Source organism: Albibacterium sp., from assembly GCF_035514885.1.
GTDB lineage: Bacteria > Bacteroidota > Bacteroidia > Sphingobacteriales > Sphingobacteriaceae > Albibacterium.
The window spans coordinates 48,570-65,004 of record NZ_DATJCH010000024.1; the positions used below are offsets into that span (position 1 = coordinate 48,570).

Below are 16,435 nucleotides of genomic sequence, written 5' to 3' on the forward strand. Positions count from 1 at the left end.
TAATTAACGAAATCGTACTCTAAAGTCTTCTTTCACTTGATCGGATTTAAAAAACACTAAACCAATATAAAATAAATCTATAGTTACAGTTACCTGAGGATGATTTTTAATTTCATGCCAAGCTTCTTTCATTCCTTCGCTCCAATAAATATCATCAAAAATTAAAATGGAACCGTTGTGTACTTTTGGTAAACTGTCATAAAAATATTTTAATGTTGCGTCTTTCCGATGATTCCCATCAATAAAAAGAAAATCGATTCTGGGAAGTTCTTCAACAATCTCAGGAAACATATTATCAAAATTACCTGTACGGGTCTCAATATTATTTGCGTTCAAACGCTGAAAGTTCTCCCTTGCAATTTTCGATGTCTCAGGACAACCCTCTACTGTTATAATGCGAGAAGAAGTTGACGCTTTTGATAAGTACAAAGTTGTTATTCCTAAACAAGTGCCTAATTCAACAATTGATTCTGGTTTAAACTCATTCGCTAAACGTGCTATCAATTTAGCAACCCTTGGAGGTTTTAATGCATTCTTTGCTAAACTACTAATTCGCTTTATCTTACCATTATTCAGCATAGAACCAGCTCCTAAATCAGTAATCCGGAGGGTCCGTGTGTCCCTTTTAAGTTGATTGCGAAGCTCTTCGATAGGTTGAATATATTCTTTAGTTGAAAAGTCATAAATCACACTATCAATCAGATTGTATACAAATGGTGAATGGACTCCATGCCTGCTATTAGATGTCAGGTAGTGCTTAAAATAATCTAAAAAAAAACGGATATTGGACATCCTTCAAAGATAAGTGTTCCTTATAAAGACCAAAGTATTATTCGTAAATTTACACTTCAATTTTATAGCAGAAAACAAAAATGCTTAATTAGGTTATAGAATGGTAGATATAAAAGAAATAAATTCTTTGATTGGTTTATTAGATGATCCAGACATGGAAATATATCAGCACGTCGAAGAAAGATTATTAACAATGGGCGAAGAGGTTATTGCGCCTCTAGAACTTGCTTGGGAACAGTCTTTTGATGCCTTACAACAATCCAGAATTGAAGAACTTGTCCATAAAATACAATTCAGTCAAGTATTAATTGATTTAGAACTTTGGGCTTTAAGTGGTTCTTTTGATCTGTTACAAGGATTAATAATCGTTAACAAATATCAATACCCTGATTGTGACGAACAAAAAATAATCAATCAAATAGAATCTATTAAACGAGAGATATGGCTACAGATGACCTACAGCATGAATGCAGTAGAAAAAGTACGCTTATTCAACACAATCTTTTACAATACAGAAGGATTTTCAGGAAATACTCGAAATTATAATGACCCTCAAAATTCGTATATTGGACAAGTGCTTGAGAGCAGAAAAGGTAACCCTATTTTATTAGCATGCATCTATAGCATTGTTGCTCAAAAATTAGATATGCCTATCTATGGAGTGAATCTACCTCAGCATTTTATTTTAGCTTGTACCGATAATTATCAAACCAATAATAATGAAGACGAGGTTCTATTCTACATTAATGCATTTAACAGAGGTCAGATATTTGGCAGACACGACGTACTTTCCTTTTTAAATCAGCTTAAATTGCCAAATTACCCTCAATTCTTTCAGCCTTGCGATAACATTTCGATAATTGAACGAGTTCTTAGGAATCTTTACAATTATTATACAAACAACAGTATAACTCAGAAGGCAGAAGAATTAGAGAAGATGTTAACGATAATTAACGGGCATCAATATATATAGCCACAGGCGTTAGTGCAAATTGGTCATAAACAGAATTAGGCGCAACGTTACCATTATCACTAACGCTAAATCTTAAAAGCTTCTTGCTTTCACGGTCTATTACATAAACCCATAATCTATCCTCTCGATCATCAACACTGATATCAATCGGCGTTTGTAATTGTGTTTGCCCTCCCCCAATGGTCCGAGTAGGCACAATGGTACCTTGCGTATTGAAAGCTTCACGAGCGTTTTCTATTATATAGATTTTTCCCGACCCAAAGTCAGTTAAGAAGAGAGTATTTAATCTATTAGAATATGTTATTCCCCGTAAATCGGTAGCCCCTGCAATTTTTATTTGTTTTGAGGCAGTAACGTCGCCAGAATCTATTTTTGTTAGGTTCTCAAGCAATTGAACTTCAGCACTCGCTCCAGCTATTGCAATAAATAAACTATCACCACTCGTAGTATCTCCCTGCAAATACAACCCCCACGGCTGCCCAGTCAATTTAAATTTCTTATTCGGTAAAATATTTCCGTTACGATTCAATGCCTGAGAGTATACATAAATACTCTGTGACAAATTATCTGATACATATAAATTCTTTGAAGAATGATCATAGACTAAGTCCCGTTGATAGAGCAGAGTTGAATCACGAAATGCACTTCCGGTACCAACAGCACCTTGAGTGTTCACGGAAAAAGATTTTATAGACCGATCTCTCAAACTTCCCTGAAAAACTTTTCCAGCAAAAGGATTAAAATAAATACCAGCTCCCTCTAACACCCCTGAATTATACTCAAATGGTTTAAGGAATTGTTCAGCATCTGCTGGGTCAAATACAGCAATATTATTATATGGATCTTCTAAATCATCTGTTTGAACATCAAAAAATGAAACATATAACCTAGAAATCTCTGCTTTAGGCAACGTTGGCTCATCATCATTACGTTCACAAGCTGTAAAGAAGCAAATTGAAAAGACTATTAATAAAAAAAATATTCCTGATTTCTTCATTCTTTTTTATGGATATCCAACTAAAACAAAAGTAGCAAAAAAAGATGAACTGGAAACCAAGCCATTTCCTTATATTTATAGCTATAAAACTGAAATGACACTCGTTCAACTTGAATATATTATAGCAGTCGATACCTATAAGAGTTTCGTAATGGCTGCAGAAAAATGCTTTGTAACACAGCCGACCTTAAGTATGCAGATCCAAAAACTTGAGGCTTCTTTAGGTGTCCGGATATTTGATAGAAGTAAACAGCCCATCCTGCCTACCGACATTGGAAAGTTGATTATCAATCAAGCACGTATAATTCTGAAAGAAGGGAACAAAATAAAAGAACTTATTATAGAAACCAAGGATGAACTAGGTGGAGAGATCAAAATTGGCATCATTCCTACACTTGCACCTTATCTATTACCTCGCGTTCTTGGTTCTTTTATGGAGAAGTATCCTAAAATGAAACTGCAAGTTTGGGAATCAACGACAACAGAAGTAGTACAGGAATTAAAACTTGGTTTGCTCGACTGCGGCATCCTTTCAACTCCTCTTGAAGATCAAGAATTGATTGAACATCCTTTATTCTATGAGAACTTTGTGGCTTATATTTCTAAGCAAAGTCCTCTGAAAGAAAAAAACATGGTCAGTGCCAGTGATCTTCTAAATGAGAAACTTTGGTTACTTAATGAAGGCCATTGCATGCGAAACCAGGTATTAAATATATGCCAGAAAAAGCGCCTGATGCATCCTGAAGAAACATTACAATATAACACAGGAAGTGTGGAAACGCTCAAACGAATGGTAGATACTAATTCTGGAGTTACCATATTACCCGAATTAAGTATTCTTGAATTTGGAGAAGACCAGCTCGAAAGAGTACGTTACTTTAAGTCCCAAGAACCCGTTCGCGAAATATCAATAGTTGTTACAAAGAATTCACTCAAGCAGCGGGCTATTTCTTTATTAACGAAAGAAATTATGAGTGCTATTCCAGAAAAATTCAAAACCAATAAAAAGAAAGATTTAATTCACATCGACTGATTCATCTTTAAGCCTCCCTGCGAATACCTTCCTAAATTTTTCTAGTTCGGGTTGAATTACTTGGAGACAATAAGGATTAGTTGGGTTCAAAGCATAGAAATTTTTATGATAGTCCTCCGCTTCATAAAAATCGGTATAGGGCTCCACCTTTGTAACGATTAGCTTAGGATAAGCCTTTTCTTCATTTAATTTATTTATATAATAATTTACCAAATCCTTTTGAGCTTGATTATGGTAGAATATGGCAGATCTATATTGTGTACCAATATCATTCCCTTGTCTGTTAAATTGAGTTGGATCATGCGCTACAAAAAAGGCTTCTAATAGCTGATCGAAAGAAATACTATCAGAATCAAATATAATATTTACCGCTTCAGCATGTCCGGTCCTACCTGTTGACACCTGCTCATAAGTAGGGTTTTTCGTTGTACCTCCTGAATAACCTGAAATTACAGCTTTTACACCTGCCAATTCAAGAAACTGTGCTTCTACACACCAAAAACATCCTGCAGCAAAAGTTGCTGTATCTAACCCTCCATCACCATTTAAAGGAAGATTATCAGCAACTAAAATCTTGTTTTCCTGATTTGCGTTTACTACTTCTGATTGCGAACTTGTATTTGACGCACAAGCCGATACAGCAAACGTCAAAGTAAAGAAAAACACAATAATCTGAGATATTCTACTATTTCCTAACATAATCTTTTTCTAACTTATTAAAGTTAAGTAAAATATATATAACAAGAACGGCGATGCTGTTAAATACAACATCGCCGTTAAAAAATTTACAAACGCATTATTTTGCTTTAGCGAAGCGATCCGCTACAGCATTCCAGTCAACAACATTGAAGATAGCTTCAAGGTAAGCCGGACGTTTATTTTGATATTTTAAATAATAAGCGTGCTCCCAAACATCAATCCCAAATATCGGTGTTCCCTTAACTTCTGCAACATCCATTAATGGATTATCTTGATTTGGAGTTGAACTAACTTTTAATTTACCTGAACCATCCACGATTAACCAAGACCAACCCGAACCAAAACGCGTTGCTCCAGCTGCTTGTAATTGTTTTTTAAGTTCATCAAAAGATCCGAAAGCTTCATTTATTGCAGTTGCCAACTCACCAGTTGGCTCGCCACCGCCATTTTGAGACAATACAGTCCAAAATAAAGAGTGATTAAAGTGCCCACCACCATTGTTACGAACAGCAGCACTGTACTTTGAAATATTTTTAATGATTTCCTCTAGAGAAAGATTTGCAGCATCTGTCCCTTCAATAGCTTTATTCAAGTTATCTACATAAGCTTGATGGTGTTTTCCATGATGAATTTCCATGGTTTCTTTATCAATAGAAGGTTCTAAAGCGTCTGAGGCGTAAGGTAACGCCGGTAATTCGAATGCCATAATACTTTGATTTTAAAAATGATTAATATACAAATATAACGAGAATGTATGGTATATGTTTGACAATTCAGTCAAATTCGTATCATGATTACCGTCTTTTCTGCTGGAAAAAGCTTTTTATTAGATTTGAACAATCCTCTTCAAGAATACCTGAAGTGATTTCTGTGCGAGGGTGGGTTATTGATGAATTATAAACAGAGTATCCTCTTCTATTATCTTTTGCGCCAAAAACAATACGACCTATCTGAGTCCAGAAAGAAGCTCCAGCACACATTACACAAGGCTCTAAAGTAACGTAGAGTGTGCATTGTTGTAAATATTTTCCTCCAATATAATTAGATGCAGAAGTAAATGCTTGCATTTCTGCATGTGCTGTTACATCATTTAACTTCTCACTTAAATTATGTCCTCTGGCTATAATTCTGTTCTTAAAAACGATAACCGCACCAATTGGAATCTCATCAAGATCTCTTGCTATTAAGGCTTCCTTTATAGCTTCTTTCATGAAATGCTCGTCAGCAACTGAGCTATTCTCTTCCGCAAAATTAATATAAGTCATGAAGGTAGTTAATCATAAGGATAAAAAACAAAATTAGCTCCTTCAGGAACAACAACAAAAAGACACATGAAATCGTCCGCCTTCTTAAACTTATTTATAAAGGCTTCCTTTTTGTCCTCTTTAATAATCCCTATTTCAAGGAATTCTTCTAAGCTTGACGCTTGAATAGTCCAATCTGTTCCTAGTTCAGCCTTATCCAAAATAATCTCACCTACATTAACTTCATGTTGATGGGCAACAAATATTGGATATTGCGTATAGCTCTCTGCTAATAATTCTGCTGCAACCTCACGGATAGACTCTTTGTAGAAATCAAGATCAACCTTTAAGCTTTTTAACGGACTATCCTTCTTTTTACCATCTCCATCACCTTCAGAAGGAGGAAGTAACAAATCTTGTAAATCCATAGCTATTTTTTAAGAGTTAATAACACTACATTCTCTACATGTTGAGTATGAGGAAACATATCAACAGGCTTAATCCGACTAACATCATACTTATGAGTTAAAACAGTTAAGTCGCGTGCTTGTGTAGCCGCATTACAACTTACATACACAATCTTTTCTGCTCCAATTTCCAATATTTTTTCCACAACATCCGGGTGCATACCAGCTCTGGGAGGATCCGTAATAATAACATCCGGCTTACCATGAAGGGCAATAAATTCATCGTTCAAGATATCCTTCATATCACCTGCAAAAAAATCTGTATTTTCAATCCCATTAATGTCAGAATTGATTTTTGCATCTTCAATAGCAGTAGGGACGTATTCAACTCCAATTACCTTTCTGGCATCTTTGGCAACAAAATTAGCAATGGTACCTGCACCAGTATATAAATCATACACCAATTCTGTACCATTCAATCCTGAAAAGTCCTTGGTTATTTTGTATAATTCATGTGCTTGTAAAGAATTCGTCTGATAGAATGACTTAGCACCAATTTTAAACTTAAGGTCAGCCATTGCCTCAAAAATATGATCACGACCGGTAAAAACATGAATATCCTGATCAAAAATCGTATCGTTCTTTTTCTGATTAACAATATAAAGTAACGACGTAATCTCTGGAAAAGATGCTTGAAGAAAACTCATCACATCATTAATATTATCACCTTCCGGATAGCCAAAGACAACAATAACCATCAATTCGCCTATTGATGTATTTCGGATGATCAGGTTTCTTAATGCTCCCTCATGTTTACGTAAATCATAAAAACTAATTCCCTTTTGAATTGCAAAGTCATTTAATGAATTACGAATAGCATTAGATGGATCTGCCTGAAGATAACAATGATTAATCGCCAGAATTTTATCAAAACGTAAGGGAACATGAAACCCTAGTGCATTTCGTTCAAACTCTTCGTTTCTGCTAATTTCATCAGGAGTTAACCACCGTTGATTCGAGAATGTATATTCTAATTTATTCCGATAATAGGTTGTATTTTCAGAAGGCAAAATCGCCTCTATAGAGGAAGTATCTACTTTTCCAATACGGGATAAAGCATCTTCCACACTTTTTTGTTTGTAAAACAGTTGGGCATCATAGTTCATATGCTGCCATTTACACCCTCCGCAAACTCCAAAATGTTTACAAAGAGCTTCAGTTCTGTGTAATGATGGTGTTTTTAACTCCAGTACGTTTGCTTCAGCAAAACTCTTTTTTTTTCTTTGTATCTCTACATCTACTACATCGCCCGGAATTGCATGCGGAATAAATAAAACTAAATCTTCTGCTTTTCCTACCCCCTTACCACCTTCGGCAATATCTATGATCTCCACATTATTAATGCGAATCTTTTCCCTAACTGTCTTTCTCATGTTCCGCGAAATTACACATAATATCACTTAAGCAATAGCTGCTTTAACTAAAAAGGGAAGCATGTCATTTTGGAATGAAATAAAATTCTTCCTCACATCGGCAACACTTACAGAAGTAAATGCAAAAGAAAATACTATACTTTTACTTGAATTAACCAAAAACCTTAAATTATTAAGAGGTATAGAGACACGGTCGCTCTCTTGAAAGGACAGAATTAATAAATTTTCCAAGTCATCTGAAAGAGTTTTCAGATATTCCTGCGCATTGGCAGATTCACGAATAAAATCCCATCCTACAAACTCATTACAGATAGTATAGGACAACTTACTCACCTTTAGAATTAAATTACTAAGATAAGATTCTAGATCTAAATCTTGTGGTGAGTTATTAATTAAATCTTTTACACTCTTGCGGATGTATTCCATTAAAATAGCATGCAAGATCATTTCTTTGCTTTCGAAATACTTATAAATTGTTGCTTTAGCAACTTTAGCATCACGAGCAATCTCATTTACGTTTGTTTTATTATAACCGTAACGACGAAACAACTCTCTTGCAGAATCCTTAATACATGCTTTAACTTTATCCGCTACCATAGTTAAATTGTCTCAGTCTCAAATTGCCTTAAGAACCGAATATCATTCTCAGAAAACAAGCGTAAATCCTTTATCACATATTTAAGATTAGTGATACGTTCAATACCCATTCCGAAAGCAAATCCACTATATTTTTTACTATCTATACCACAGTTTTCCAATACATTCGGATCTACCATCCCACAACCTAAAATCTCTACCCAACCGCTCCATTTACAAAGGGTACAACCCGCACCTTTACAAATTGTACAAGAAATATCCATCTCCGCAGAAGGCTCCGTAAAGGGAAAATAAGAAGGTCGAAACCGAACCTTGGTATCTTCACCATATAACTCCTGAACAAAATGGAACAAAGTCTGTTTTAAATCGGCGAAAGAAACACCTTCATCAACGTACAATCCTTCAACTTGATGAAAAAAGCAATGTGCCCTAGCTGAAATGGCTTCATTCCGATAAACTCTACCAGGCATAATAGCCCGGAAAGGAGGTTTCCCATTTTCCATCATTCTTACTTGAACAGAAGAAGTATGCGTACGTAAGGCAATATCATTACCCTCTTTCTTTTCAATGAAAAAGGTATCCTGCATATCTCTCGCAGGATGCTCTTCAGGAAAATTCAATGCACTGAAATTATGCCAATCATCTTCAATCTCAGGACCCTCAGCAACGATGAAACCCATTTTATTAAAAATCCCAACAATTTCCTTTCGAACCAAAGACAATGGATGTCTTGAACCTAACTCAAATCCTTTTCCAGGAAGGGATAAATCCTGAGTTGAAGCTCCCGCCTTCTCTGTCTTATCCGCTATCTGCTCCAACAAACTTTTATGTTTAGATTCAGCCAATTGCTTAAATACATTAAGTACCTGACCTAATTCTCGCTTCTCCTCTGTAGAAACTGTTTTAAACTCTTCAAACAAAGAGCGTACAATCCCTTTATTTACTAAAAAGCGCAAACGAAAAGCTTCAGTTTCTTCTGTTGTAGAAGCGTTAAAAGCATTAATCTCTTCTGTATATTCCTGTATTTTGGTCTTTATATCCATTATCTTGAAATTCCATATACATCCTTAAATCAACTTCAAGGTGCTTTATTGCAAACTCTTATACCTAGGTGTATATTTTTGCGTAAAAATACGTCATTAGTATGGAAATGCAAAAAACCCTGGAAATTGATTCCAGGGTTTTATAAAAAAATAAATTATTACTAAAACTTCAGATTCAGCCCTAATAGGAAATTACGAGTTGCTTGAGGGAAATAATAATTGTATGTTTCGAGCTGACCATCTGGATTAAAATAACCAAATGTATAGCCATTCGATTCATATAGTTCGTTGAAAAGATTATTCACTTTTAATGTGACTCCTAAATTTTTTAATCCCTTAATAGGTGTCTGATAACTCAAACGTAAATCAGATGTAAAGAAAGCATCAATACTTTTATCTTTATTTGCTGTATTATCCAAATATTGACGAGAAACATACTTGCTTATCAAAGCAAGTTCAGCTCTCTTAAAAAGAATATATGCAAACTCATTAGAAAGAATCGTATTTGGGGAAAGCGCAATATCTGTTCTGCTTAAAGTTTCTGCCTTCTGATCTGTTACATCCCAATTAGCATCATAGATATCGGTATAGAATGTGTAGTCTTTGATTTTATTCTGACTAAATGCAGCAGTTGCTCTCCAAGTAAAATTAGCAAAAGGCTGCCAACTGGCATCTACTTCTGCGCCTATGCGATAACTTTTATCTACATTTTCACGGACTGCCGACCCAATATCATTGATCTGCCCTGTAACTACCAATTGATCTTTATAAAGCATGGCATATCCGTTGATACCTACATTAAAATTACTAGAGGAAATGCGATACCCCATTTCAATATCTGTTAACCGTTCTGGCAAAGGTCTGCTTAAGGGCGATGAGTCAGTAAAATCTCGTCTAACAGGTTCTTTATTCGCCATTGCAACCGATGCATAGACATTACTATTATTATCGAAACTATAGCTTAAACCAACCTTCGGATTAAAGAAATTATATTTAGCCTCTTGTTCTAAGACACTCAAATCGCGATTATCTCCACTCAAATTATAATTAACCTTCCTATATTGTATATCACCAAAGAAATTAAGATTACCCCATTTGTAATCTCCCTTAGCATATATATTAAAATCTTTCTTTGTGGCATCATTCAAATAGTATTTATCGCCTAAGTTCAGGTTTGAAGAATAAGTTGCCCAGATCACTTCTCCATAGTGATCTCCTTTATATTCATTATAAGCGCCTCCCAATGTCAAATTCAATAAATTTGTAGGTCTGTAATTCAAAGAATAAGTAAATCCGTAAAAATTATTATCCAACCACCTTCTTCTTACCAAATCAGTAGTTTCAATAGTTTCTTCACCAACTACTACCGGGTCCAATACATAATCTGCAAATGCAGCATCATCTTCATATTCTTCATAATAACCTAAGCCTCTAGTATAGTGTAAAGCTCCATTTAACAATAGTTTTGAACTTAGCTGATTTGAATATAATAACTGATAATGAGTTTGTGTATAATTATCCGTTTGATCTTCATAATCAAATTCATTATAAGTACGATTGGTCTTTAATAATTCCTCTGGTACACCATTCCAAGCCTGATAAGTTTTTTCCTTTCCGGAGAATACATTCGCTCTTAAAAAGCTTTTTTCTCCATACCAGGCTCCTGAAACATAAAACGATTTTAAATCAGAGAAAGCATTATCCATGTATCCGTCCGATTTAACTTGAGAAAGACGAGCATCCAAGCTAAATTTATTATTAACAAGCCCAGTACCTAATTTAACTGTATTCTTCCACGTATTATACGACCCAAAGCTGTTATCCAACTCACCGTAAGCCGTATCAATCCGTTGGTTTGTCTGAATATTAACACTCGCTCCAAAAGCACCTGCCCCGTTAGTTGATGTACCAACACCTCGCTGTATCTGAATATTATCTACCGATGAAGCAAAATCAGGCATATTTACCCAAAAAGAACCTTGGCTCTCAGAATCATTGTATGGAATTCCATTAATGGTTACATTAATTCGCTGACTATCACTTCCCCGAATGGTCATATTGGTATAACCAACTCCAGCACCGGCGTCCGAAGAAACCACCACCGATGGGGTTTGATTTAACAAATAAGTTATATCCTGTCCCAGATTATTCTTAGCGATTTCATCACTCGAAAGGTTCTTAAATGTTGTTGCTGCATTAGTAGAAGCCCTAGTGGCCTGTACAACTACTTCATCGGCCAAAAAGCTTGATGGTTCCATTAGAATCAAAAGATCCTGATCTTGTGGAATGTTAATAGCTTTCTCAATTGTCTTGTAACCCAAATAACTCACCACAAGCAGATTACTTCCCGCCTTTAAATTACTTAATTGAATCTGACCCTTCGAATTTGTTTGCCCCCTCAAAGGCGTTCCTTTAATTCGGATCGAAGCTCCTGTTAATAGCTCCATCGTTTTTGCATCTTTAACCTCGATGCGGATTGTGTTTTGTGCTAGCAACCATACAGGCAGCCATACAATCGCCAATAGTGCAATTGCTTTTTTCATTGTTCTTTTGATTTTTTTAATAAAACATAACAGAGACGAGGGTTGTCTCCGCCCTTATTTTATTTACCTTCCCTACGCCGGCATTATCCGGATCAGGTCCACAGAAGAATTTAACTCAGAAAAGTAAATTCGACCGATGGGTATAATCTCAGCCCTGAATTTCGTTATATTCAGAACACCCCCTTAGATGCGACAAAGGTAAAAGAAAATCCCACATAAAAGAAAATGAAGAAAAAATCTTAGTTTTGCAGAAATCTGCGAAGAATCACAAACAGATTAAATCAGCCCAAATAAAAATATGTTACAAAAATTACAGGCTATTAAAGAACATTGGCAAGACGTAGAACGCGAATTGAGCAATCCGGAGACCGTTAACGACATGAAGCGCTTTGCCAAGCTTAATAAAGAATATAAAGACTTAGGTAAAATTGTTGACAAATACCATATTTACAAGAATGTGGTAAGCAATATTGAAAGCAACCGTGATATTTTAGCGAATGAAAAAGATCAGGAATTGCGTGAGATGGCCAAAGAAGAATTAGATCTTTTATTGGAAGAAAAGGAAACATTAGAGGAAACTGTCCGCTTAATGCTTATTCCAAAAGATCCGGAAGATGCTAAAAATGCTATAATCGAGATCCGAGGAGGTACAGGAGGTGATGAAGCAGCATTATTTGCAGGAGACTTATATCGAATGTATACGCGCTATTTCGAAGATAAAGGCTGGAAAGTTGAAACCATGGATGTTACTGAAGGAACAGCAGGAGGATACAAAGAAGTTATATTGAAAGTAACTGGTGAAGATGTGTATGGCACATTAAAATACGAGTCAGGCGTTCATCGTGTACAACGCGTACCCGATACCGAAACCCAAGGCCGTGTTCATACTTCAGCAGCATCCGTTGCAGTTTTGCCAGAAGCAGAAGAAATAGACGTATACCTTAATCCGGCAGATGTTGATTTTCACACTTCACGTTCAGGAGGGGCCGGCGGACAAAACGTTAACAAAGTAGAAACCAAAGTTCAGCTAACTCATAAACCAACCGGAATTGTTGTTGTATGTCAGGTAGAACGTTCTCAATTAGCCAATCGCGAGCTCGCAATGGATATGCTTCGTTCTAAGCTATACGAGCTTGAATTATTTAAGAAAAACGGCGATATCGCTGCAAAACGTAAAACAATGGTATCAACCGGTGACCGTTCAGCAAAAATTCGTACCTATAATTATCCACAAGGAAGAATAACCGAACATCGTATCGGTTTAACCCTGTACAACCTTCCATCAGTTATGGATGGTGATATTCAAGAGATTATCGATGCATTGCAATTTGCAGAAAATGCAGAAAAGATGAAAGAGAGCGATATGTAAATATTTTTTCACAAAAATGTTGTGAAATATATAAATCGCAGTATATTTGCATTCCCAAAAGGGAACAACGGTTCGGTAGTTCAGCTGGTTAGAATACATGCCTGTCACGCATGGGGTCGCGGGTTCGAGTCCCGTCCGGACCGCCAGATTAAAGAAGCCTGTAAGTGTTACACTTACAGGCTTCTTCTTTTATATAAATCACAGTCTTAAGGATCCCTCGGCTGTATGCCATGTAATCCTTCTCTCGACCAAAGATAAAACAAACTGGAGGCTTTTTAAGATCCCTATTATTCATAGGTCTTCTCAAAAAGCCTCCAGGTAAAAATTGTTGCATCTTTCGCAACGTAAGTTAAATCCTCTTTATCTTCCCTTGCGCTTATCTTCTAACCAGTCATCAATTATTCGTTGTTCTTCTGAAGTTTTGCGTTCTTTATATAAATACCCTTCGGTTTTTTTAATGACACCATTATCGTCAAATGTATACCAAAAATCATATAGTTTCAATTCGGGCAAATAAACCCCTCCTCCATCGATGATCTTAAACTGATCCCAAGTACTAAATGATAGAGAATTATCTGCGTTAGCTGTAATCTTAAATGCATGCGAAGGACGGTAATCAATAAAATCTCCCTGACTGAACTCATTATTATAATGATACATTCTAACAGTATTTCCATTATCTGTTGCTTGCAAATTCCTCACCATTTGATAAACCAAAGTATCGTTTGGATTTGTAGTGTTCCTGATCACGGCATCCATATAATAAAGACCAGAATATTTATTCACCATATTTATTCTGACTAAAGCAACTGTGTCTTCCTTGTTCAATTCAAAAGCACTTGTACCAGTCAGTTTCAAGGGAATCATATACAATGAATCGACATGCAAGGTTGCCGGCTGAATAAGAATAGGAAACGTGTTATATACTTCACCAGCGTGTATAGTTACTTGCTCAGAAGGATATGAATAAATACTGCTAGCCAGTTTTTGATAATGCGTTACTTCTGCTGAGAGTTCGCGAGTATTGTATATTCCGATGGCAAGAGGATCCTCTGCCACCTGCACATCTACATTTTGACTTAATGGCCGCGAGCCACCAACAGCTACTGAAATTGAGATTGTATCGGTTTCGTTACCGATATCCAAATCCCTATCTACTATCGTATTCACAGCATCTACTATATATACTTTAGGAGGAAATAGATCCATATCAAGTGGAGACTCCGTATCACAACCGGCAATTAACAATACCAGCAGAATTATTGGGCTCAATATTATTTTTTTCATTTTTTAAAGAGTTTAGTTCAATCAAATAATTACCAACCAGGATTCTGTACCAATTTGGCGTTTTTATCAAGTACGCTTTGGCTTATCGGGAAAAAGTACATTTTGTTACTCCAAACTCGTTTCATTGCGGCTTCGGTATTCCATACTCTAACTGTATAAAATTTATCCCTCTCGCTTCGGCTAGCACTAACATCCAGACCAGTCACAGGTTTTCTATACGCCATCGGTGCATCCAGCCATCTACGTAGGTCAAAATAACGATGATCTTCAAAAAAGAACTCTACTTGCCATTCCTGTTTTATGATTTCACGCATCCGCTCACGGTCCGATGCATCTGACAAAGTAATCCCCGGTAACCCAGACCGATACCGAATTTGGTTGAAATATTTCACCATTTCTGCCGGATCCCTAACAACTGCCACACCTGACTCATCCGTATATGGCTCTGTCATTTCGTTCATAGCCTCAACATAGCCCAAAAGCACTTCGGCATATCGGAAAATAGGATAGACCTTAGGACGCTTAGTACTATTCCAGTGATTAATGTCTTCTTGATTAATATATTTTCTAACGGTGTACCCTGTTCTATTATAGCTAAAATTATCTCCACGTGCATTCCCATCTTTGTAATAGGTTGCATTGAAATTCTTGTAAGGTTCTGTTCCTCTGAATGATGTACTTGGCCAGATGGTATGGTTAAAACCAATAATAGCATAAAACCTTGGTTCGCGATTATCGTGCATTACTGCTCTTTCCGGACTCAGTATATAATCACTTGAAAACACCCTACCAACCCCTACAGGATCTGAAGACTTTTCTTCTGAAGAAGCTTCACTGTATTGACGACCATCAGCCATTCTGAACGCATCCACCATATCTTGAGTCACGCTGAGTGTACTATTGCCACCGAGCCCTCCTGCTGGAAAAGCAAATCTATCGTCTACATCCATTCGATCACTAAAATAAATCAGCTCTTTGTTATTCTCGGGACGTACACTGCCATCAAACATTGATCGGTATGATTTATAAGGATCAATATCTGCAGCTCCATTTGGGAATGGCATCGTTTTCAAATTAGGATCATTAGTATCTGGAAGTTCCATGGTACCCGTTCCATTTGTGGTAACAATTTTATCTTGAGTATTCAGCTCGTATTTCCCTAGATCAATAATTCTCTTAAAGGTAGCGGCAGCCATACCCCATTTAGCTGGGTCGGCACTTTGATTAATAAAGTGAGTACCATCAGAACGCACCCAATCAGAAAAATAGGTATTTCCATTGTAAAGTGGACTTGCATTATATAATTGCAATCTTGCTTTAACAGCCAATGCTGAGCCTTTTGTAGGCATGTACATAAACGAAATTGCTCGCTCGTTAGGAAGCAATTCAGCCGCTTTCTCTAAATTATCAGTAATATAATTTACACATTCCTCAAAAGTGGATCGCTCGTAAGACACATTTTCAACAGCCTCATCGGTATCAAATGGTTGATCTGGAAGTATTGGAACAGGACCATACAATCTTACCAAACTATAATAAAAATATGCTCGGAGGAAATGTGCCAAGCCAGTATAATCACGTCGCTCCGCATCCGTTAATTCTTTAGTTTCACCGATACGCGCTATAATTATATTTGCTTTTCGGATCCCTTTGTAATAATCTGGCCATGGATTCACGTTTCTTGTATTTCGGGGAGTCACAGCATCCACTACCAGACTGCTGCCAGGGTGGTTGTCATCAATCCAAGGCTGAATCGCCTCATCCGATCCCATACCACTAGGAAAATTCGCATGAATATCCCAGTCGCCCACGAAATTTGACTCGTCTTTCAAGTAGGCTGCGGTCCCGTTAATGTATTCCAGAACTCTAGATTTACTGACAAAAATTGAATCGATCGTCATCTTGTCATAAACGTACTCGTCAATATCTATATACTTTTCGCAGGACGACAACAACAGTGTTCCGCTGCATAATAGTAATAGTATTCGGTTAAATATTTTCACAATTGGTTTCATAGC

Annotated in this window: 15 protein-coding genes and 1 tRNA gene; 4 read left to right on the forward strand and 12 right to left on the reverse strand. The window is 36.5% G+C overall.

All coding sequences use genetic code 11. The features are described from left to right. Positions 1 to 3: 3 nt before the first annotated feature. On the reverse strand, positions 4 to 792 hold the full coding sequence (locus VL047_RS11350; RefSeq protein ID WP_325360651.1) for an O-methyltransferase: 789 nt from the start codon (positions 790 to 792) through the stop codon (positions 4 to 6). A 100-nt stretch (positions 793 to 892) separates the two neighbouring features. On the opposite strand from VL047_RS11350, the gene VL047_RS11355 reads away from it, so the two are divergent. Continuing rightward, a complete protein-coding gene (locus VL047_RS11355) occupies positions 893 to 1,765 on the forward strand; it encodes a transglutaminase-like domain-containing protein (RefSeq protein WP_325360653.1) in 873 nt (290 codons plus the stop codon). On the opposite strand, the gene VL047_RS11360 is transcribed toward VL047_RS11355, so the two are convergent. Then, positions 1,743 to 2,762 (reverse strand): hypothetical protein, encoded by a 1,020-nt coding sequence (locus VL047_RS11360; RefSeq protein ID WP_325360655.1) that lies wholly within the window; start codon positions 2,760 to 2,762, stop codon positions 1,743 to 1,745. The two genes, VL047_RS11355 and VL047_RS11360, sit on opposite strands and share 23 nt — an antisense overlap. A gap of 94 nt (positions 2,763 to 2,856) precedes the next feature. Between VL047_RS11360 and VL047_RS11365 the strand changes: the two genes are divergently transcribed. Beyond that, complete coding sequence (locus tag VL047_RS11365; protein ID WP_325360656.1) at positions 2,857 to 3,795, forward strand: hydrogen peroxide-inducible genes activator; 939 nt, start codon at positions 2,857 to 2,859, stop codon at positions 3,793 to 3,795. Here VL047_RS11365 and msrA read toward each other — a convergent pair. The 8 genes from msrA to VL047_RS11405 all read right to left on the reverse strand — a co-directional run bounded on the left by msrA (position 3,778) and on the right by VL047_RS11405 (position 11,761). Next, the gene (gene msrA, locus VL047_RS11370; protein ID WP_325360658.1) at positions 3,778 to 4,494 is read right to left on the reverse strand and encodes a peptide-methionine (S)-S-oxide reductase MsrA; all 717 of its coding nucleotides are present in this window, start codon (positions 4,492 to 4,494) and stop codon (positions 3,778 to 3,780) included. The two genes, VL047_RS11365 and msrA, sit on opposite strands and share 18 nt — an antisense overlap. Before the next feature lie 97 nt (positions 4,495 to 4,591). After that, positions 4,592 to 5,200 (reverse strand): superoxide dismutase, encoded by a 609-nt coding sequence (locus VL047_RS11375; RefSeq protein ID WP_325360660.1) that lies wholly within the window; start codon positions 5,198 to 5,200, stop codon positions 4,592 to 4,594. An 88-nt stretch (positions 5,201 to 5,288) separates the two neighbouring features. Continuing rightward, positions 5,289 to 5,759: a nucleoside deaminase gene (locus VL047_RS11380; RefSeq protein ID WP_325360662.1), complete on the reverse strand. Its 471-nt coding sequence runs from the start codon at positions 5,757 to 5,759 to the stop codon at positions 5,289 to 5,291. Positions 5,760 to 5,767: 8 nt separating this feature from the next. Continuing rightward, positions 5,768 to 6,166: a hypothetical protein gene (locus VL047_RS11385; RefSeq protein ID WP_325360664.1), complete on the reverse strand. Its 399-nt coding sequence runs from the start codon at positions 6,164 to 6,166 to the stop codon at positions 5,768 to 5,770. A gap of 2 nt (positions 6,167 to 6,168) precedes the next feature. After that, positions 6,169 to 7,578: a 23S rRNA (uracil(1939)-C(5))-methyltransferase RlmD gene (gene rlmD, locus VL047_RS11390; protein WP_325360665.1), complete on the reverse strand. Its 1,410-nt coding sequence runs from the start codon at positions 7,576 to 7,578 to the stop codon at positions 6,169 to 6,171. 27 nt (positions 7,579 to 7,605) lie between these two features. Next, positions 7,606 to 8,175, reverse strand: coding sequence for a TetR/AcrR family transcriptional regulator (locus VL047_RS11395; protein WP_325360666.1), 570 nt, complete (start codon positions 8,173 to 8,175; stop codon positions 7,606 to 7,608). 2 nt (positions 8,176 to 8,177) lie between these two features. Further along, on the reverse strand, positions 8,178 to 9,218 hold the full coding sequence (gene pheS, locus VL047_RS11400; RefSeq protein ID WP_325360668.1) for a phenylalanine--tRNA ligase subunit alpha: 1,041 nt from the start codon (positions 9,216 to 9,218) through the stop codon (positions 8,178 to 8,180). Between the two features lie 161 nt (positions 9,219 to 9,379). Further along, positions 9,380 to 11,761, reverse strand: coding sequence for a TonB-dependent receptor (locus VL047_RS11405; protein ID WP_325360669.1), 2,382 nt, complete (start codon positions 11,759 to 11,761; stop codon positions 9,380 to 9,382). A 298-nt stretch (positions 11,762 to 12,059) separates the two neighbouring features. Here VL047_RS11405 and prfA point away from each other — a divergent pair, with 298 nt between their 5' ends. Both prfA and VL047_RS11415 read left to right on the forward strand, forming a co-directional pair. Next, positions 12,060 to 13,130 (forward strand): peptide chain release factor 1, encoded by a 1,071-nt coding sequence (gene prfA, locus VL047_RS11410; protein ID WP_325360671.1) that lies wholly within the window; start codon positions 12,060 to 12,062, stop codon positions 13,128 to 13,130. Between the two features lie 69 nt (positions 13,131 to 13,199). Beyond that, positions 13,200 to 13,276, forward strand: a tRNA-Asp gene (locus tag VL047_RS11415). A gap of 214 nt (positions 13,277 to 13,490) precedes the next feature. On the opposite strand, the gene VL047_RS11420 is transcribed toward VL047_RS11415, so the two are convergent. Further along, complete coding sequence (locus VL047_RS11420; RefSeq protein ID WP_325360673.1) at positions 13,491 to 14,417, reverse strand: BT_3044 domain-containing protein; 927 nt, start codon at positions 14,415 to 14,417, stop codon at positions 13,491 to 13,493. A gap of 29 nt (positions 14,418 to 14,446) precedes the next feature. Then, positions 14,447 to 16,432: a RagB/SusD family nutrient uptake outer membrane protein gene (locus tag VL047_RS11425; RefSeq protein ID WP_325360674.1), complete on the reverse strand. Its 1,986-nt coding sequence runs from the start codon at positions 16,430 to 16,432 to the stop codon at positions 14,447 to 14,449. Between the last annotated feature and the right edge of the window lie 3 nt (positions 16,433 to 16,435).